This window comes from Micromonospora sp. NPDC049151, from assembly GCF_040648395.1.
In the GTDB taxonomy this organism is placed as follows: Bacteria; Actinomycetota; Actinomycetes; order Mycobacteriales; family Micromonosporaceae; genus Micromonospora.
This window is the reverse complement of record NZ_JBEZDP010000024.1, coordinates 35,969-54,293: the sequence shown is the minus strand read 5'-3', so window position 1 is coordinate 54,293 and position 18,325 is coordinate 35,969. Positions and strand designations below refer to the sequence as shown.

Sequence of the window (18,325 nt, the reverse complement as noted above, 5' to 3'; positions counted from 1 at the left end):
CGGGATGAGCGGGCTCGTGGTGGAGGACCTCGTCGTCAGTGTCCACGACATCCAGGCCGTCAAGGGTGTCTCGTTCGAGATCGGGCGGGGCCGCCGGATGGGGCTCATCGGCGAGTCCGGCTGCGGCAAGTCGCTGACCGCGCTCGCGCTGATGGGCCTGCTGCCGCACGGCGTGACGGCGTCCGGGCGGGTGCTGCTGAACGGCCGTAACCTGCTCGACCTGTCCGACAAGCAGATGTGCGCGGTCCGTGGCAACGACATCGCCATGGTGTTCCAGGAGCCGATGACGGCGCTGAACCCGCTGATGCGGGTCGGCAACCAGGTCGCCGAGTCGCTGCGGCTGCACAAGGGGATGAGCCGCGGGGCGGCCGCCGCCCGCGCCGTCGAGCTGCTCGACCGGGTCCAGCTGCCCGAACCGGACCGCACCGCGCGCAAGTACCCGCACCAGCTCTCCGGCGGTCAGCGCCAGCGCGTCGTCCTGGCGATCGCGCTGGCCTGCGACCCCGCCGTGCTGATCGCTGACGAGCCCACCACCGCGCTGGACGTCACCGTGCAGGCGGAGATGCTGCGGCTGATGGACACGCTGGTGCGAGAGGAGGGCGCGTCGCTGCTGCTCATCACGCACGACCTGCCCGTCGTCGCCAGCATCTGCCAGGAACTGCTCGTCATGTACGGCGGCTCGATCGTCGAGCACGGCGACGTGGCCACCGTGTTCGACTCGCCCCGGCACCCGTACACGGCGGGCCTGCGGGCGTCGACGGTGCTGGAGAGCACCGACGGCAGCGGCCGGCTGTCGACCATCCCGGGCCGGGTTCCGTCGCTCGGGTCGTTCCCCACCGGGTGCGTGTACCGCAACCGCTGCCCGCGCGCCGACGACGTCTGCCGGACCGTGCCGCTGCTGACCGCGCCGCCCGGCAGCACCCAGCGGGCGGCCTGCCACCACCCGATCGAGAGCGACCAGCCCCTAGGAAGCGGGAAGGCCAGCGCATGACCACCACCCCGTTGCTGGAAGCCGTCGACGTGGTACGCGAGTACCGCGCCCCGCGGCGGTCGCTGCGTACGCCGGGACAGCCGATCCGCGCGCTCGACGGCGTGAGCGTGCAGGTCCACGAGGGCGAGGCGTTCGGCATCGTGGGGGAGAGCGGCTCCGGCAAGTCCACCCTGTCGCGCATCCTCATGGCCCTCGACCAGCCGACCTCCGGCGCCGCGTTCTACCAGGGGCAGCGGATCAGCGGCCTGCCGGAGCGGCGGCTCGGGTTCCTGCGCCGCGACGTGCAGATGGTGTTGCAGGACCCGATGTCGTCGCTGAACCCGCGCATGCGCGTCGCGGACATCGTCGCGGAGCCGATGCGCGCGTTGCGCCTGCCCGGTGACCACCGGGCCCGCGTGGCCGAGCTGATGCACTCGGTGGGCCTGCCCGAGGAGGCGGTGACCCGCTACCCGCACCAGTTCTCCGGCGGCCAGCGCCAGCGCATCGCGATCGCCCGCGCCCTCGCGGCCGGGCCGAAGGTCATCGTGGGCGACGAGCCGGTCAGCGCGCTCGACGTGTCGGTGCGCGCGCAGATCCTCAACCTGCTCACCGACCTGGCCGAGCAGTTCAAGCTGACCCTGATCCTGGTCTCCCACGACCTGTCCGTCGTCCGGTACCTGTGCGACCGGATCGCGGTGATGAACCAGGGCCGGATCGTCGAGACGGGTGACACCGAATCGATCTACTCCGACCCTCAGCACCCCTACACCCAGAGGCTGCTGTCCGCGGTGCCCACCCTGAGCGGCGACCTCCTGGACCGATTCAACAGGAGCAGCACATGAGGTTGGTTGACCGCGTCGCCGTCGTCACCGGAGGCGCCAGCGGCATCGGGCTGGCCACAGTCGGCCGGCTCGTCGAGGAGGGCGCGCGCGTCGTCATCGCCGACCTCGACGGCGACCGCGCCGCGAAGGCAGCCGCCGAGTTCGGCTCCGCCGTGACCGGCGTGGCCTGCGACGTCACCCGCGCCGAGGACTGCCGCGCCGCCGTGGAGACCGCCGTCGAGCGGTTCGGCCGGCTCGACCTCATGCACGCCAACGCCGGTACGCCGTTCACCGGCCCGGTCGACGAGGTCGACCAGGCGACGTTGGACCGCGTCATCGACGTCAACCTCAAGGGGGCGTTCTGGACCGCGCAGGCCGCCGTGCCCGCGCTGATCGCCGCCGGTGGCGGCGCGATCGTGTTCACCGCGTCCCTCCAGGCCGTCATCGCCCGTCCCCGGTACGCGCCGTACACCGCAGCCAAGCACGGCGTCATCGGCCTGATGAAGGCGCTGGCGCTGGAACTCGCGCCGCATGGCATCCGGGTCAACGCGATCGCCCCGGCGGCGACCGAGACGCCGATGCTCTCGGCGTTCCTGGGCGGGATGGGCGACGTGCCGGACAGCGCGCGGGAGAACTTCCGGGCGTCGATCCCGCTGGGCCGCATGGCGACGCCGCGCGACTCCGCCGACGCGGTGGTGTTCCTCGCCAGCGACGAGGCGCGGATGGTCACCGGCCACACGCTCGTCCTCGACGGCGGCACCACGGCCGGCTGACGCGTACGCGGCCGCTCGTACGACGACGGCGCGTGGACGGACCCGGGTCCCGTCCACGCGCCGTTCGTCTGCCGGCCTCAGCGCAGGGCCAGGCCCCACAGCGGATCCTCCAGGAACCGCCCGACGTGGGCGAGTACCCGGCTGCCCAGTTCCCCGTCCACCAGCCGGTGGTCGAACGACAGCGACAACTGCGCGGTCCAGCGGGGGACGACCTGCTCGTCGACCACCCACGGCATCCGGCGCAGCGCGCCGAGGCAGAGGATGGCCGCCTCACCGGGGTTGAGGATCGGGGTGCCGGCGTCCACCCCGAACACACCGATGTTGGTGATGGTGACGGTGCCGCCGGCCAGGTCGGCGGGACGGGTGCGGCCCTCCCGCGCGGTGGCCGCCAGCTCGTTCAGGGCGACCGCGAGGTCCCGTACCGGAAGGTTCTGCGCGGCCTTGATGTTCGGCACCAGCAGGCCGCGCGGCGTCGCGGCGGCGATACCCAGGTTGACGTCGGCGAACCGGACGATCTCCTGGTTCTCCTCGTCCCACCGGGCGTTGACGTCCGGGTGCCGGCGGATCGCGTCCAGCAGGGCCAGGGACGCCACGAGCAGCGGGCTGACCTTCACCCCCTGGAACGCCGGGTCCTGCTTCAGCCGGTCCACGAACTCCACGGTGCCGGTCATGTCGACGGTGAGGAACTCGGTGACGTGCGGCGCGGTGAACGCGCTGGCGACCATGGCGGCGGCGGTCGCCTTGCGGACCCCGCGCACGGGCAGGCGCTCGTCCCGGCGGTGGTCGGCCGCCAGTGCCGGGCCGGTGGTGTGGTCGAGCAGGTCCTGGCGGGTGATCCGGCCGTCGGGGCCGCTGCCGCGCACGTCCGCCAGCTCCACACCGAGGTCCCTGGCGAGCTTGCGCAGCGGCGGCTTGGTGAGCACCGGCGGCCGGGACGTGTGCGCCGGGCGGGAGGTGTCGGCCGGACGGACGGACGGGGTGCGACGTGGCCGGCGTGTCCGGGCCTGCGCGGACACCCCGTAGCCCACGAGCACCGCGGTGCGCTCCGCGGGCGGCTCGTCGGCGGACGTTTCGTCGGCGGGCGGCGCGGCGGCGGGCTCGTCGGCGGCCGGGCCGTCGCCCGCCACCCGGATCGCGATGATCGGCGAGCCGACCTCGACTGTCTGCCCCTCCTCGGCGAAAAGGCGGTCCACCACACCGGCGTACGGGCTGGGCAGCTCGACCACCGCCTTGGCGGTCTCGATGTCCACGATGACGTCGTTGAGGCGTACCGGGTGGCCCGGCGCGACCCGCCAGGTGACGATCTCGGCCTCGGTGAGCCCTTCGCCGACGTCGGGCAGGCGGAACTGCTGAACGGTCACTGCTCCTTCTCCCTTCACGCGGCCAGGACGCGGTCGACGGCGTCGAGGATCCGGTCCAGGTCGGGCAGGTACTCCTCCTCGACCTTCGCGGGCGGGTACGGCAGGTTGAAGCCGCCGACCCGCTCGACCGGCGCCTCCAGCGAGTAGAAGCACCGGCTGGTCACCTGCGCGACGACCTCGGCACCGAACCCGGCGAACGTGGGGGCCTCGTGGACCACCACCGCCCGGCCGGTACGGCGGACCGACTCCTCGATGGTCGCCACGTCCAGCGGGGAGATGGACCGCAGGTCGATCACCTCGATGTCGCGGCCCTCCGGTGCGGCCGCCTCGGCGGCGGCGACGCAGGTGGCGACGGTGCCCCCGTACGTCAGCAGCGTCACGTCGGTGCCCGGCCGCACGGTCCGGGCGCGGTCCAGCGGCAGCGGCGGCCCGGCGGTTGTCACCTCGCCCTTGACCCAGTAGCGGCGCTTCGGTTCGTAGAAGATGACCGGGTCGTCACCGGCGAGGGCCTGGCGGATCATCCAGTGCGCGTCGTCCGGGCTGGCGCAGTAGACGACCCGCAGCCCGGCGGTGTGCGCGAAGTACGCCTCGTTCGACTCGCTGTGGTGCTCCACCGCGCCGATGCCGCCGCCGACCGGGATCCGCACCACCACCGGCAGGGCGGTACGGCCGCCGGTGCGGGCGCGCATCTTGGCGAGCTGGGAGACGATCTGGTTGAACGCCGGGTAGACGAAGCCGTCGAACTGGATCTCGCAGACCGGGCGGTACCCGCGCAGCGCCAAACCGATGGCGGTGCCGATGATCCCGGACTCGGCGAGCGTGGTGTCCACCACCCGGGCTTCACCGAAGTCCTTCTGGAGGCCGTCGGTGACCCGGAAGACGCCGCCGAGCCGGCCGACGTCCTCGCCCATCAGGAGGACCTTGTCGTCGTCCTCCATGGCGCGGCGCAGGCCTGAGTTCAGTGCCTGAGAGAGGGTGAGCATGAAACGTGTTCTCCGATCGGGCGGGCGTCAGTCGAGGAAGGAGGCGCGGTAGGCGACGAACGCGTCGCGCTCCTCCCGCAGCAGCTGGGGCACGTCAGCCAGCACCGTGGCGAAGGCGTCCGCGAGGTCCGGCGCCGCCAGCGCCAGGCACTCCCGGCGGGTACGGTCGGCGATCTCGTCCGCCTCGGCCTGGACCTCGCCGAGGAACGCCTCGTCGCTCCAGCCCTCGGCGCGCATCAGCGCCTCGACCCGGGCCAGCGGATCCCGCGCCCGCCAGGTCTCCAGCTCGTCGTCGGTGCGGTACCGGGTCGGGTCGTCCGACGTGCTGTGCCCGCCCATCCGGTACGTGGTGGCCTCGACGATCGCGGGGCCGTTGCCGGACCGGGCGTGCTCGGTGACCGCGGACGTCACCGCGTACACCGCCAGCACGTCGTTGCCGTCGACCCACTCGCCGCGCAGGCCGAACCCGGCGCCGCGCCGGTGGATCGGCGTACGGGTCTGCGACGACGCGGGGGTGGAGATGGCCCACTGGTTGTTCTGGCAGAAGAACACCATCGGCGCGTCGTTGACGGCGGCGATGTTCATCGCCTCGCTCGCGTCGCCCTCGCTGGCGGCGCCGTCACCGAAGTACGTCACGACCACCGTGTCGCTGCCGTCGCGCTGCACGCCGAGCGCGTACCCGGTGGCGTGCAGCAGCTGAGCGGCCAGGACCAGCGTGTAGATGTGGAACGAGTACGGCTCCGGATCCCAGCCGCTGTGAGCGACACCGCGCCACTGGCGCAGCAGGTCGGCCGGGCCGATGCCGCGCCACAGCGCCGCGGCGTGCTCCCGGTAGCTCGGGAAGACGTAGTCGTCGGCGCGTACCGCCGCGACGGAGCCGACCTGGGCGGCCTCCTGGCCGCGGCACTGCAACCACAGGCCCAGCTCGCCCTGTCGCTGCAACGCGAACGCCTCGTCGTCGAGGCGGCGCGCGAGCCGCATCCCCCGGTACAGGTCACGGGTGAGCCGGCCGAGGGCGTCGTGGTCGGCGTCCACGTCCGGGTGCAGGCGCCCGTCCGGGGTGACGAGCTGGGTCCAGCCCTCGGACGTACGCGGAAGGCCGGTGGTGCCGGCGAAGGGGTTGGTGACCGGTGGGTCGGCGAGATCTACGGTAGTCATTCGTCACCTTCTGGGTGCGGGGTCTCCGCGTCACCGGGGTCGCCGGCCGTCTCGCGGATCTCGGATACGGGACCGCCCGCCGGGGTGGACCCGGCGGGCGGTGTGGGCGTTGCCTCAGACCGTGTGGCGGTCGGCGAGTGTCAGCGCCTCGTCGAGGATCGCCAGGCCCGCCTTGGCCTCCGTCTCCGACACGGTGCACGGCGGCACCACGTGGATCCGGTTGAAGTTCGCGAACGCGACCAGGCCGCCCCGCTTGCACGCGGCCAGCACCTCGTTCATCTCCGGCGACGACGACCCGTACGGCGCCAGCGGCTCCTTCGTCTCGCGGTCGCGCACCAGTTCCAGCGCCCAGAACACGCCGAGCCCGCGTACGTCACCGACGCTCGGGTGCCGGTCGGCGAGGTCGCGCAGCCCCGGGCCCAGCACGTCGGCGCCGATCGTGGCGGCGTTCTCGACGATCCGCTCGTCCCGCATCACGTTGATGGTCGCGACGGCGGCGGCGGTGGCCAGCGGGTGACCGGAGTAGGTCAGGCCGCCCGGGTAGGCGCGGTCGGCGAACGTCTCGGCGACGTGCTCGGCGATCACCACACCGCCGAGCGGGACGTAACCGGAGTTCACGCCCTTGGCGAAGGTGATCAGGTCGGGCGTCACGCCGTAGTGGTCCAGCGCGAACCAGGCGCCGGTACGCCCGAAGCCCGCCATCACCTCGTCGGCGATGTAGAGGATGCCGTGCCTGTCGCACAGTTCCCGTACGCCCGCGAGGAAGCCCGGCGGCGGCGGCATGATGCCGGCCGTGCCCGGCACCGTCTCCAGCACGATCGCGGCGATGGTGGACGGGCCCTCCATCTCCACGACGCGTTCGAGGTGGCGCAGCGCGAGCGTGCACTCCTCCTCCTCGGTGGTGGCGCCGAACTCCGACCGGTACCGGAACGGGCCGAAGAAGTGCACCACCCCGGCGGTGCCGTTGTCGCTGGGCCAGCGGCGCGGGTCGCCGGTGAGGTTCACCGCGGTCTGGGTGCCGCCGTGGTAGCTGCGGTACTGCGACAGCACCTTCGGCCGGCCGGTGTGCAGCCGGGCCATCCGGACGGCGTGTTCGATCGCGTCCGCGCCGCCGTTTGTGAAGAAGACCTTGTCCAGGCCGGCCGGGGTCAGCTCGGTGATCAGCCGGGCCGCCTCGCCGCGGACGTCGTTGGCGTAGGACGGCGCGATCGTGCACAGGCGGGCCGCCTGCTCCTGGATCGCCGCGACCACCACCGGGTGCTGGTGGCCGATGTTGGTGTTGACGAGCTGCGACGAGAAGTCCAGGTAGCGGTTCCCGTCACCGTCCCAGAAGTACGACCCCTCGGCGCGCTCGACCACCATCGGGTCGAGCTGCGACTGGGCGGACCAGGAGTGGAAGACGTGCGCGCGGTCCAGCTCGTAGGTGCGGCGTGCGCTGGTGCTCATCGGCGTTCTCTCTTCCGCTGCTCAGACGTTCTCGGGAAAGCCGAGGTTGATGCCGCCGTGGCTGGGGTCGAGCCACCGGGAGGTGACGACCTTGCCGCGGGTGAAGAAGTGCACGCCCTCGGCGCCGTGGGCGTGCGAGTCGCCGAAGAGGCTGTCCTTCCAGCCGCCGAAGGAGTAGTAGGCCATCGGCACCGGGATCGGCACGTTGACGCCGACCATGCCGACCTCGACCTCGTTCTGGTAGCGGCGGGCCGCGCCGCCGTCGTTCGTGAAGATGGCCGTGCCGTTGCCGTACCGGTTGGCGTTCACCAGCGCGAGCGCCTCGTCGTAGCTGCCGACGCGCACCACCGACAGCACCGGCCCGAAGATCTCGTCGGTGTAGACGCTCATCTCCGGCTGCACCCGGTCCAGCAGGCTCGGTCCGAGCCAGAACCCGGACTCGTCGCCGTCGACCCGCACCTCACGGCCGTCCACCACCAGCTCGGCGCCGGCCTCGACGCCCGCGTCGAGGTACGACGCGACGCGGTCGCGGTGCTCCCGGGTGACCAGCGGGCCCATGTCGCAGGAGCGCCGCCCGTCACCGACCTTCAGGGTGGCGATGCGCTCGCGGATCCGGGCCACCAGGTCGTCGGCGACGGGCTCGACGACCACCAGGGCGGAGATCGCCATGCACCGCTCGCCGGCCGAGCCGAAACCGGCGTTCACCGCCGCGTCGGCGGCCAGGTCGAGGTCGGCGTCCGGGAGCACCACCATGTGGTTCTTCGCGCCGCCGAGGGCCTGGACGCGCTTGCCGTTGCGGGTGCCGGTCTCGTAGACGTACCGGGCGATCGGCGTGGAGCCGACGAACGACACCGCCTTGACCTCGGGGTGCTCCAGCAGCCGGTCCACCGCCACCTTGTCGCCGTGCACGACGTTGAACACGCCGGCGGGCAGGCCGGCCCGCTCCCAGAGCCGGGCCACGAGCAGCGACGCCGACGGGTCCTTCTCGCTGGGCTTGAGCACGACGGTGTTCCCCGCCGCGATGGCGATGGGCACGAACCACATCGGGACCATCACCGGGAAGTTGAACGGCGAGATGACGGCGCAGACGCCGACCGGCTGGCGGATCGAGTAGACGTCCACGTTCGTGGAGACGCCCTCGGAGTAGCCGCCCTTGAGCAGGTGCGGGATCCCGCACGCGAACTCGACGACCTCCAGCCCGCGGGTGACCTCGCCGAGGGCGTCCGAGACGACCTTGCCGTGCTCGGCCGTGATCAGCTCGGCCAGCTCCTGCTTGTGCTGGTTGACCAGCTCCCGGAACGCGAACAGCACCTGGGTGCGCTTGGTCAGCGACGAGTTCCGCCAGGAGGTGAACGCGGCGGCGGCGGAGGCGACGGCCTGGTCCACCTCGTCGACCGAGGCCAGCGGCACCTCCGTGCGGACCGCGCCCAGCGCCGGATCGTAGACTGGGGCCGTACGCTCGGTGACGCCGGCGAACGGCTTGCCGTCGATCCAGTGGGTCACCCGCTCCAGCGGGACGGGAGCGGGCACGGTGCCGGGTGCTGTCTGGGTCATGCCCGGATCATCTGCGCTTCCCCAGGTCCGGGCAATGGGCACTGTGTCGTTCCCGTACCCGGGATGCGCACATACTGTGCGCCGAGGGGAAGGGGGAGACGCCGCCGATGCCGATGACGGTTCGTGACGTGCTCGAACTGCCGGCGTTGCAGCAGGCCGGGCCGCGTGTCCTGGCCGGCCGGGACCGGCTGGACGCGCCGGTGCGCTGGGTGCACGTCGCCGAGATCCCCGAGATCGCCGACCTGCTGCGCGGCGGTGAGCTGGTGCTGACCACCGGCATCGGCCTGCCCCCCGACGACGACGGGCTGCGCCGCTGGATCGACGGCCTGGCGGCCGTCGGGGTGGCGGGCGTGGTGGTCGAGCTGGGCCGCCGGTTCGGTGGCACCCTGCCGGCCGGGCTGGTCGAGCACGCCCGCAGCCGGAACCTGCCCCTCATCGCGTTGCGGCGCGAGATGCGGTTCGTGGCGGTGACCGAGGTCGTCCACTCCGTGATCGTCGAGGAGCAGACCGCCGAACTGCTCGCCAAGGACGAGATCCACCGCATCTTCACCGAACTGTCGGTGGAGGGCGCCGAGCCCCGGCAGGTGCTCCGCGAGGTCACCCGCCTGTCCCGGCGTCCCGCGGTGCTGGAGAACCTCGCCCACCACGTGCTCGCGTACGAGACCGGCCCGCTGACCGCGGAGGAGCTGCTGGACCGGTGGGAGACCCGCTCGCGTGCGGTCGAGGTCCCGTCCGGCACCGGCTACGAGCCGCGCTCCGGCTGGCTGGTGACGAGCGTCGAGGCGCGCGGCAACAGGTGGGGGCGGCTCGTGCTGCTGTGCGACCAGGAGCCGCCGGCCCGGACCCGGGTGCTGCTGGAGCGGGCCGCGTCCACCATCGCGTTGAACCAGCTCGTCGCCCGGGACTCCTCGTCGGTCGAGCGGCAGGCGCGCAGCAGCCTGCTGCTGAGCATCGTCAACCACTCGGCGCCCACCCGGGACGTGGCGCTGCGGGCGCGCGGGCTCGGTGTCGTCCTGGAACAGCGACCGCTGCTCGGGGTCGTGGTCCGTCGGCGGCGGGCGGCCCCGGCCGGCGGCGCCGACCCGAACGCGCGCCGACGGGAGCTGCTGGACGCGGTGGAGACGGCGGTACGCGAGTGCGGGCTCGCCGCGCTCGCCGGCGACGTGGACGAGGCGGCGGGCGGCACCGGCGTCACCCTCCTCGTCGCCCTCGACGAGACCGGCTCGGACGAGGCCGCGCTGCACGGCCTGTCCACAGCGCTCACCCGGGCCGGTCACCGGGCCGGCTCGGACGTGGTGGTCGCCGCCGGATCGGTGGTCCGCACGCTCGACCTGGCCCGGCGCTCACTGGTCGAGGCGGCGCAGGTGGCCGACGCGACGGTGCACACCGCCGAGCCCCGCGCGTTCTACCGGCTGCACGACGTCCGCCTCCGGGGCCTGCTGTACCTGCTGCGCGACGACGTGCGCCTGCAGACGTTCGTCGAGCGCGAGCTGGGCCCGCTGCTCTCCTACGACCAGCGGCACGGCACGAACCACGTCGCGCTGCTGGAGACGTACCTGGTGGAGGGGCGCAACAAGCGGCGCGCGGCGGACGCGATGTCGCTGTCGCGGTCGGCGCTCTACCAGCGGCTGGAGCTGATCGAGCGGGTGCTCGGCGTCGACCTGGACTCGAGCGAGCGGCGCCTGTCGCTGCACGTGGCGCTCACCGCCCGCGACGTCATGCGCGCCGCCGGTCCGGAGCCCGCCGGCTGACCCGTCACCTGTGGGTGCCGCGGCCCGACCGCAGTCGCCGTACGCTCTCGCGGCTCGGCGCGCTGTGCACGCTGACGCTGACGACCGGTACGGCGTTCGCGACGCTCTTGCGCACCGTCTCCATCGGCGCCGTGCCGGGGGAGCACTCCACGATCATCACCGCGGACCGGTCGGGGCACTGCACGTACTGGACGTGCGAGACGGCGACCCGGCGCGAGTGCAGCACGGACAGCACCTTGAGCAGCCCGGTCGTGGAGTGCCCCACGCCGAGGTGGATCACCATCGTGCTCGGCGAGCCGTGCTCACCGGCCGGATCGGCGTGCGGGCGGCCGGGGGCGGGCCGGGGATGGCCGACGGTTGCGGGGGTGGATGCGGACACGCTCACGGGGGCCTCACTAGGACGAGCCGACAGGATGGCTTGGCCGGCGACGCACGCGGAGGCGTACGCCGCCTAGGTAATCAGCCGGGTCGCGATTCGATTGCCCACGGCGGGAGTGTGGCACGGGAACCCGCTCGCGGGGAGGCTGCGCCGGGCAGCCGTCCGCCACGTGAGACAGCGCCCTGACCTGCGGATCGACGTCCATGCGTCGGGATGGCGGGCGGCCCGCCGGGTTACCGGCCGGTACGCGAGCCCTTAAGGATCGTTCAGGATCTCGCTCTACACTCGGAAGCGGGACGACGACTTGAGAAGGAGCTCCGCGCATGGACGCTGACGAGATCGCCGCCGGTCGGGCCCGCTGGCAGGCCCGCTACGACGCCGCCCGCAAGCGCGACGCGGACTTCACCACGCTGTCCGGAATGCCGGTCGAGCCGGTGTACGGCCCGCCGGAGGACGCCGCGTACCCCGGGTTCGAGCGGATCGGCTGGCCGGGCGAGTTCCCGTACACCAGGGGTCTGTACCCGACCGGCTACCGCGGGCGGACCTGGACCATCAGGCAGTTCGCCGGCTTCGGCAACGCCCGGCAGACGAACGAGCGCTACAAGATGATCCTCGGCGCGGGCGGCGGCGGTCTCTCCGTCGCCTTCGACATGCCGACGCTGATGGGCCGCGACTCGGACGACCCGCAGTCGCTCGGCGAGGTCGGCCACTGTGGTGTCGCAGTGGACTCGGCGGCCGACATGGAGGTGCTGTTCGACGGGATCGACCTGGCCGGCGTGACCACCTCGATGACCATCTCCGGCCCGGCCGTGCCGGTCTTCTGCATGTACCTGGTCGCCGCCGAACGGCAGGGCGCCGACCTGTCCACGCTGGACGGAACGCTCCAGACCGACATTTTCAAGGAGTACATCGCGCAGAAGGAGTGGCTGTTCGACCCCGAGCCGCACCTGCGCCTCATCGGCGACCTGATGGAGTACTGCGCGCGGGAGATCCCCCGGTACAAGCCGCTGTCCGTCTCCGGCTACCACATCCGCGAGGCCGGCTCGACCGCCGCGCAGGAGCTGGCGTACACGCTCGCCGACGGGTTCGGCTACGTCGAGCTGGGCCTGTCGCGCGGGCTGGACGTGAACACGTTCGCCCCCGGCCTGAGCTTCTTCTTCGACTCCCACGTGGACTTCTTCGAGGAGATCGCCAAGTTCCGCGCCGCCCGCCGGATCTGGGCCCGCTGGCTGCGTGACGTGTACGGCGCGACCAGCGAGAAGGCCCAGTGGCTGCGGTTCCACACGCAGACCGCCGGGGTGTCGCTGACCGCCCAGCAGCCGGTCAACAACGTGGTACGCACCGCCGTGGAGGCGCTGGCCGCGGTGCTCGGCGGCACCAACTCGCTGCACACGAACGCCCTCGACGAGACGCTCGCCCTGCCCACCGACGAGTCGGCCGAGATCGCCCTGCGGACCCAGCAGGTGCTGATGGAGGAGACCGGGGTGACGAACGTGGCCGACCCGCTCGGCGGCTCCTGGTACGTCGAGGCGCTCACCGACCGGATCGAGGCCGAGGCGGAGGAGATCTTCGCCCGGATCAGGCAGCTCGGCGGCGAGGGCCCGCACACCATCGGCCCGATGACCTCCGGCATCCTGCGCGGCATCGAGGACGGCTGGTTCACCGGCCACATCGCCGAGTCGGCGTTCGTCTACCAGCAGGCGCTGGAGAAGGGCGACAAGAAGATCGTCGGCGTCAACTGCCACACCGGCACGGTGGCCAAGGACCTGGAGATCCTGCGCATCTCGCACGAGGTGGAGCTGGAGCAGCGCCGGGTGCTGACCGAGCGCAAGTCGGCCCGCGACGACGCCGCCGTCACCGCCGCCGTCGCGCGGATGGTCGAGGTCTCCCGGACCGGCGAGAACATGATCCCCGCCATGCTCGACGCGGTTCGCGCCGAGGCCACCCTCGGCGAGATCTGCGACGCCCTCCGCGCCGAGTGGGGCGTCTACCGAGAGCCCGCCCGCTTCTGACCCCCGCCCCGCAAGGGAGGGCCCCTTGTTAACACCCGCTGTTAACAAGGGGCCCTTCCTCTACCGGAGGCGTTAACAGGGGGCCCTTCCTTGCGAACGGGCTGAGCTGGGGGAGAGTGGTGACTGTCGCCGTCGCGGCTGGTCGGAGATCCGTGGCGTACGTGCGAGACTAGACAACCATGAGCGACCCACGGATCACCTCGTCGATCTTCACCCGCGGCGCGGTCGACCTCAGCGCGCTGCGCACCCCCGCACCGGCCGACACCTCCTCCGCCACACCGTCCCAGGGCGCTGGGCCGACCGGGCTGCCGGGCAGCCCCGCCGGCTCCGCCGCCGTGATCGACGTGACCGAGGCGAACATCCAGTCCGAGGTGCTCGAACGCTCGCTCACCACACCGGTAGTGGTCTTCTTCGGTGCCGCCGGCTACCCGGAGAGCGACCAGTTCGCCCCGGTGCTGGAGCGGCTCGCCGCCGAGGGCGGCGGCGCATGGCTGCTGGCCCGGGTCGACGTGCAGCAGCAGCCGCGGCTCGCGCAGATGTTCCAGCTCCAGACGCTGCCCACCACGTACGCCATCGTCGGCGGCCGCCCGATCGACGCCTTCCCCGGCCCGGTGCCGGAGTCGCAGTTGCGACAGTGGCTCCAGGCCGTGCTCAAGGCCGGGGGCGTCACCGTGGCCGAGCCGGAGGACCCGCGCCTCGACGCCGCCGACGACGCGCTGATGAGCGGCGACCTCGACGCCGCCGAGGCGGCGTACCGGAAGATCCTGGCCGAGTCGCCCGCGGACGCGGCGGCGGAGGCGGGCCTGGCGCAGGTCGGGCTGGCCCGCCGGGTGGCCGGTGCGGACCCGCAGGGCGCGCTGGACGCCGCTGCCGCCGCCCCCGACGACGTGGACGCCCAACTGCTCGCCGCCGACATCGAGGTGCTCAGCGGCCTCGCCGACCAGGCGTACAAGCGGCTGGTCGGCCTGGTCCGGCGCACCGCCGGGGACGACCGGGACCGGGCACGCCAGCACCTGCTCGGCCTGTTCACCATCGCCGGCCCGGACGATCCCGCCGTGGCCTCCGCCCGACGCGCCCTGGCCAGCGCGCTGTTCTGAGTCAACCCGCGCGGGCCGGCGCACCGCCGGCCCGCCCGACCGCCGAGGACGGGAGCCCATGATGCGCCGGATCGCCGTCCTCGACGCGCCGACGAACCTCGGGCTGCGCCCGCCCACCGCCAGCTCCGTGCCCGGCTGCGCCAAGGCGCCGGGCGCGCTGCGCGACCACGGCCTGCTCGCCCGGCTGCGGGCCCGCGACGCCGGCTGCCTCACCCCGCCGCGGTACGACCCGGGCGACTGGCGACCCGGCGACGGCGTCTGCCACGCGCCGGAGATCTCCGCGTACTCGGTGGCGCTCGCCGACCGGATCGGCGCGATCATCGACCGGGGCGAGTTCCCGCTTGTGCTCGGCGGCGACTGCTCGGTGCTGCTCGGCTCGGCGTTGGCCATGCACCGCCTCGGTGAGGCGGTAGGCGGGCGGATCGGGCTGGTCTTCGTCGACGGCCACTCCGACTTCCGGCACCCGGGCAACGCCTCCTACGTCGGCGCGGCGGCGGGGGAGGACCTGGCCCTGGTCACCGGCCGGGGGCAGCCCGACCTGGCCGCCATCGAGGGCCGGCGGCCGTACTTCCGGGACATCGACGTGGTGGTGCTCGGCATCCGCGCGCAGGACGAGTACCGCCTCGACCTCCAAGCCGCCGGCATCACCACCCGGCCGGTGCCCGCGCTGCGCGCCGAGGGCGCCGCCCGTACCGCCCAGTGGGCGCACGAGCAGCTCGTCGACTGCGCCGGCTACTGGGTGCACATCGACGTGGACGTGCTCGACCCGGCGGTGATGCCCGCGGTGGACGCCCCCGACCCGGGCGGCATCGCCTTCGCCGAGCTGGAAATCCTGCTCGCCGGGCTGGTCGACACCCCGCACTGCCTCGGTGTCGAGCTGACCGTCTTCGATCCCGACTACGACCCGGACGGCGCGTACGCGGCCGAGATCGTGAACACGGTGGTGGCCGGGCTCGCCCCGGTCGTCGCCCCCGGTGCGGTGCCGCCCCGGCTGCTGCCGGCCGCGCCTGTCGCACCGGCGCCCCGCACCGCCGGCAACCACCGCGCGCAGCGGGCGGCGGTGACGGTGCCGGTGCCCGCCGTGGCAACGGATCCGATCGGCCCGCCGGCCGCGCCCGCCGGGCTCGACGAGTACGCGCCGGCCGACGCCGAGGAGCCGCCGTCGTGGCCTGACGCGGAGGATCGGCTACCGCCCGCCGGCCCGGGGCTGCTCCGCCGCGTGGCGGTGCCCGAGGTGGACGTCCCGCCGGCCGAGGAGACGTCGCCGGCATCCGCCGAGCACGACCGGGCGTGATCCCCGCTTCCCGGGAAGTGACGCCGCGACGTCATCCCGCCGTGAGGACCACCGGCCGTCGGCGAAGGGCACGTCGGCCGTGTCGATCACGGTTCGGTAGGAGCACTGGGCGCCGTCGGTGCGGGCGACGGGGATCGGGGCGCGGGCGGTGCGGCTTCCCCGGAGCCCGGCTCGGCGGAGGTCGCGGCCAGCACCTCCAGCACGGCGCGGGTGAGCAGCGTGGCCAGCGCCAGGAGCACGCAGATCGTCACGCCGGCACGCAGCACGGGACCGTGCGGCAGCACCTCGGCCAGCGCCAGCACGGCCAGTGCCGTCCCGGTCACGATGACCGTCACGATGAACAGGGAGTACGCGCGCACCCGGGGCCGGGTCCAGAACAGGACGCCGCCCGGATCGTCGCGCCGCAGCCGGCGGTTCTGCCCGCGCAGGCGCTCCAGGAAGCGCGACTCCCAGATCAGCGCGAGGAGCACAACGGGGAGCACCTGGGCGGCTGTCGCGTAAAGGTCAGAAGACACCGAAACCCTCCCCACTGCGCGGTTCGACATCGACGAGGATCGCACGACCTGGCGAACGGGGTCAGCCGGCCAGGCCGCGCAGGAACTTCTCGGCGATCGGCGCCGCCACCTTCGAGCCCGCCCCGCCCTGCTCGACGAAGACGGCGAAGGCCACGTCGCCCTGCCAACCGACGAACCAGGCGTGCGTGTGCGCCGGGTTGTTGTCGTACTCCGCGGTGCCGGTCTTGCCGTGCACCGGCTCGCCCGGCACGTCCGCCAGGGCGCTGCCGCTACCCGAAGTGACGACCCCGCGCATCATCGACTTCAGCGCCGCCACCGACTCCGGCTTGAGCGCCTCGCCGGACGGCGCGGGCTTGGCCGGCGCCGGGTCGAGCAGAAGTTTGGGCTGCTCGAACTTCCCCCGGGTCACGGCCGCGGTGGCGCTGGCCATCGCCAGCGGGCTCACCAGCGTGGTGCCCTGGCCGATCGCGGCGGCGGCCTGCTCGGGCGCCGGACCGTTGGCGGAGATCTTGCCGGTGAACGCCTCGGTGCCGAGATCCCACGCGGCCTCCAGGCCGAGCGTACGGCCGGCCTGGGCCAGCCCGTCCGGGCCGAGCTTCGGCGCCAGCGCGACGAAGGCGGTGTTGCACGACTTGGCGAAGTCCGTGGCGAAAGGCACCCGGCCCAGCTCGAAGCCGTCCGAGTTCTTGAAGTTGCGGCCCTCGACAGTCGCCGTCTTCGGGCAGTCCACGACCGTCTGCGGGGTCACCGCGCCCCGGTCGAGCAGGCCGAGCGCGCTGACCATCTTGAACGTCGAGCCGGGTGGCACCTGGGCGGTGAAGGCGAGATTGTCGCCCGCCGCGCCCGGGCCGTTCGCGGCGGCCAGCACCGCGCCGTCGCTGATCCGCACGGCGACCAGGGCGGACCGGCGGGTCTGCCCGCGCAACGCGGCGTCGGCCGCGTTCTGGGTGGCCGCGTCGATGGTGGTCCGCACCGGCTGCCCGGGCTTCGGGTCGCTGCGGAACAGCTCCGTGCCGGTCGGCTCCACCTTGCCGTCCGGCGTGGTCCGCTCGGTGATCACGGTGACGCCGGGGACGCCCCGCAGCCGTTCGTCGTACCGGCCCTGGAGACCGCCGTGGCCGACCAGGTCGCCGCGCGCGTACTTGTCGGGGTGGGCCTGGAGGTCGTCGGCGGTGGCCTGGTCGACCGAGCCGAGCAGCGCCCGGGCGAACTCGCGGGTCGGCGCCAGCATGAGCTGCTCGGCGGCGAACCGGGTGCCGGGCAGGTCGTAGACGCGCGGCTTGATCTGCCGGTACGCCTCGTCGCGCAACGTCACCACCTCGACGCGCGCGTCCGGCTTCGCCTCCTTGAGGCGCTTGGGCAGGTCGCCCAGGTCGACCGGCGGCGTGAGCGCGGGCCGGATCGCCTTGAACGCGGCGTCCAGCTTCCGGATCATGCCCGGGACGTCGTCGATCTCGCCGGGGACGAGCTGCACGCGGACCACCGGGCGCGGCGCGACGATCGGCCGGCCGGACGCGTCCAGCACACCCGCCCGCTGCGCCGGCTCCCGCCGCAGCGCGATCCGGTCACCGCTCTCCAGCTTCTCGTGCACCACCGACGGCTCCCAGATCACCTGCCACCGGTCGTCGTCGCCGCGCTTGAGGCGTACCGGGTTCTCGTAGTCCCAGCGGCCGCCGCCCGGCAGCGCCCAGCTCACCTTGACCCGGGCGGTGGCGATGTCCCCCTGGGTGGTGATCTCGCCGGTGCGCGCCAGCTCCGGCGGGCCGGACGAGAGCGCGCCGGCGAGCGCCTGGATCTGCTTCGTCACCTCGGCTGCGGGCAGCCGTCCGCCGGTCGGCTCGACGAAGCCGACCGCGTGCAGGTCGCCGGAGCGCCAGCCGCCGAGGAACTCCTCGACGGCCGCGTCCGGGCCGTCGTCCCCGGAGCATCCGGTGAGCGCGCCGGCCGTGACCAGGACGGCGGCCAGCGTCGCGAGGAGGCGGTGACGGGTGTGACGGCGGGGGCGGACGGGGTACGACAACGGCATGAAGCAGTCCCTCCGGTGCGTAACTGCCCTGCACGCTAGTACGGCCCGCCGCTCGCCACCGCCCCGCCACGGCCTCCGGCAGCGCGACAAGCAGCGTGTGGCAGTGTGATGAACATCGCCAGTCGGGGTACTCCGCGAACGGCCGACCACAGACCCGCAACGGGTGAAAGGACGAAGTCCCGATC

15 protein-coding genes are annotated in these 18,325 nt (G+C 73.1%); 7 read left to right on the top strand and 8 right to left on the bottom strand.

All coding sequences use genetic code 11. The features are described from left to right. The first annotated feature begins 4 nt into the window (after nucleotides 1-4). The 3 genes from AB0B20_RS24045 to AB0B20_RS24035 are packed head-to-tail and all read left to right on the top strand — an operon-like array spanning nucleotide 5 to nucleotide 2,564. Nucleotides 5-991 carry an ABC transporter ATP-binding protein gene (locus tag AB0B20_RS24045; RefSeq protein ID WP_357389355.1) on the top strand — a complete coding sequence of 329 codons (987 nt, stop codon included), beginning with the start codon at nucleotides 5-7 and terminating at the stop codon, nucleotides 989-991. Further along, the gene (locus AB0B20_RS24040; RefSeq protein WP_357389357.1) at nucleotides 988-1,812 is read left to right on the top strand and encodes an ATP-binding cassette domain-containing protein; all 825 of its coding nucleotides are present in this window, start codon (nucleotides 988-990) and stop codon (nucleotides 1,810-1,812) included. Before AB0B20_RS24045 ends, AB0B20_RS24040 begins: the two co-directional genes overlap by 4 nt. Beyond that, a complete protein-coding gene (locus AB0B20_RS24035; RefSeq protein WP_357389359.1) occupies nucleotides 1,809-2,564 on the top strand; it encodes an SDR family oxidoreductase in 756 nt (251 codons plus the stop codon). Before AB0B20_RS24040 ends, AB0B20_RS24035 begins: the two co-directional genes overlap by 4 nt. A 77-nt stretch (nucleotides 2,565-2,641) precedes the next feature. Here the strand turns inward: AB0B20_RS24035 and AB0B20_RS24030 are convergent, their stop codons facing one another. The 5 genes from AB0B20_RS24030 to AB0B20_RS24010 form a co-directional block, all read right to left on the bottom strand. After that, nucleotides 2,642-3,925: a dihydrolipoamide acetyltransferase family protein gene (locus AB0B20_RS24030; protein ID WP_357390824.1), complete on the bottom strand. Its 1,284-nt coding sequence runs from the start codon at nucleotides 3,923-3,925 to the stop codon at nucleotides 2,642-2,644. A 14-nt stretch (nucleotides 3,926-3,939) separates the two neighbouring features. Next, complete coding sequence (locus tag AB0B20_RS24025; RefSeq protein ID WP_357473596.1) at nucleotides 3,940-4,908, bottom strand: alpha-ketoacid dehydrogenase subunit beta; 969 nt, start codon at nucleotides 4,906-4,908, stop codon at nucleotides 3,940-3,942. A gap of 27 nt (nucleotides 4,909-4,935) precedes the next feature. Then, nucleotides 4,936-6,066, bottom strand: coding sequence for a thiamine pyrophosphate-dependent enzyme (locus tag AB0B20_RS24020; RefSeq protein WP_357473593.1), 1,131 nt, complete (start codon nucleotides 6,064-6,066; stop codon nucleotides 4,936-4,938). Nucleotides 6,067-6,180: 114 nt separating this feature from the next. Beyond that, on the bottom strand, nucleotides 6,181-7,512 hold the full coding sequence (locus AB0B20_RS24015) for an aspartate aminotransferase family protein (RefSeq protein ID WP_357473590.1): 1,332 nt from the start codon (nucleotides 7,510-7,512) through the stop codon (nucleotides 6,181-6,183). Between the two features lie 21 nt (nucleotides 7,513-7,533). Further along, nucleotides 7,534-9,024, bottom strand: a complete 1,491-nt coding sequence (locus AB0B20_RS24010; RefSeq protein ID WP_357390826.1) for a CoA-acylating methylmalonate-semialdehyde dehydrogenase — start codon at nucleotides 9,022-9,024, stop codon at nucleotides 7,534-7,536. A gap of 149 nt (nucleotides 9,025-9,173) precedes the next feature. Between AB0B20_RS24010 and AB0B20_RS24005 the strand changes: the two genes are divergently transcribed. Then, nucleotides 9,174-10,817 (top strand): PucR family transcriptional regulator ligand-binding domain-containing protein, encoded by a 1,644-nt coding sequence (locus AB0B20_RS24005; RefSeq protein ID WP_357390816.1) that lies wholly within the window; start codon nucleotides 9,174-9,176, stop codon nucleotides 10,815-10,817. A gap of 4 nt (nucleotides 10,818-10,821) precedes the next feature. On the opposite strand, the gene AB0B20_RS24000 is transcribed toward AB0B20_RS24005, so the two are convergent. After that, nucleotides 10,822-11,202 (bottom strand): hypothetical protein, encoded by a 381-nt coding sequence (locus tag AB0B20_RS24000; protein WP_357390814.1) that lies wholly within the window; start codon nucleotides 11,200-11,202, stop codon nucleotides 10,822-10,824. Between the two features lie 317 nt (nucleotides 11,203-11,519). Here AB0B20_RS24000 and AB0B20_RS23995 point away from each other — a divergent pair, with 317 nt between their 5' ends. The 3 genes from AB0B20_RS23995 (at nucleotide 11,520) to AB0B20_RS23985 (ending at nucleotide 15,599) form a co-directional block, all read left to right on the top strand. Next, the gene (locus AB0B20_RS23995) at nucleotides 11,520-13,208 is read left to right on the top strand and encodes a methylmalonyl-CoA mutase family protein (protein WP_357390812.1); all 1,689 of its coding nucleotides are present in this window, start codon (nucleotides 11,520-11,522) and stop codon (nucleotides 13,206-13,208) included. Nucleotides 13,209-13,387: 179 nt separating this feature from the next. Beyond that, entirely contained in the window at nucleotides 13,388-14,305 is a 918-nt protein-coding gene (locus AB0B20_RS23990) for a tetratricopeptide repeat protein (protein ID WP_357473587.1), read from the top strand. Nucleotides 14,306-14,363: 58 nt separating this feature from the next. Further along, nucleotides 14,364-15,599, top strand: a complete 1,236-nt coding sequence (locus AB0B20_RS23985; RefSeq protein WP_357390808.1) for an arginase family protein — start codon at nucleotides 14,364-14,366, stop codon at nucleotides 15,597-15,599. Nucleotides 15,600-15,685: 86 nt separating this feature from the next. On the opposite strand, the gene AB0B20_RS23980 is transcribed toward AB0B20_RS23985, so the two are convergent. Beyond that, nucleotides 15,686-16,114 carry a hypothetical protein gene (locus AB0B20_RS23980; protein ID WP_357473584.1) on the bottom strand — a complete coding sequence of 143 codons (429 nt, stop codon included), beginning with the start codon at nucleotides 16,112-16,114 and terminating at the stop codon, nucleotides 15,686-15,688. Nucleotides 16,115-16,175: 61 nt separating this feature from the next. After that, entirely contained in the window at nucleotides 16,176-18,140 is a 1,965-nt protein-coding gene (locus AB0B20_RS23975; RefSeq protein WP_357473582.1) for a penicillin-binding transpeptidase domain-containing protein, read from the bottom strand. Between the last annotated feature and the right edge of the window lie 185 nt (nucleotides 18,141-18,325).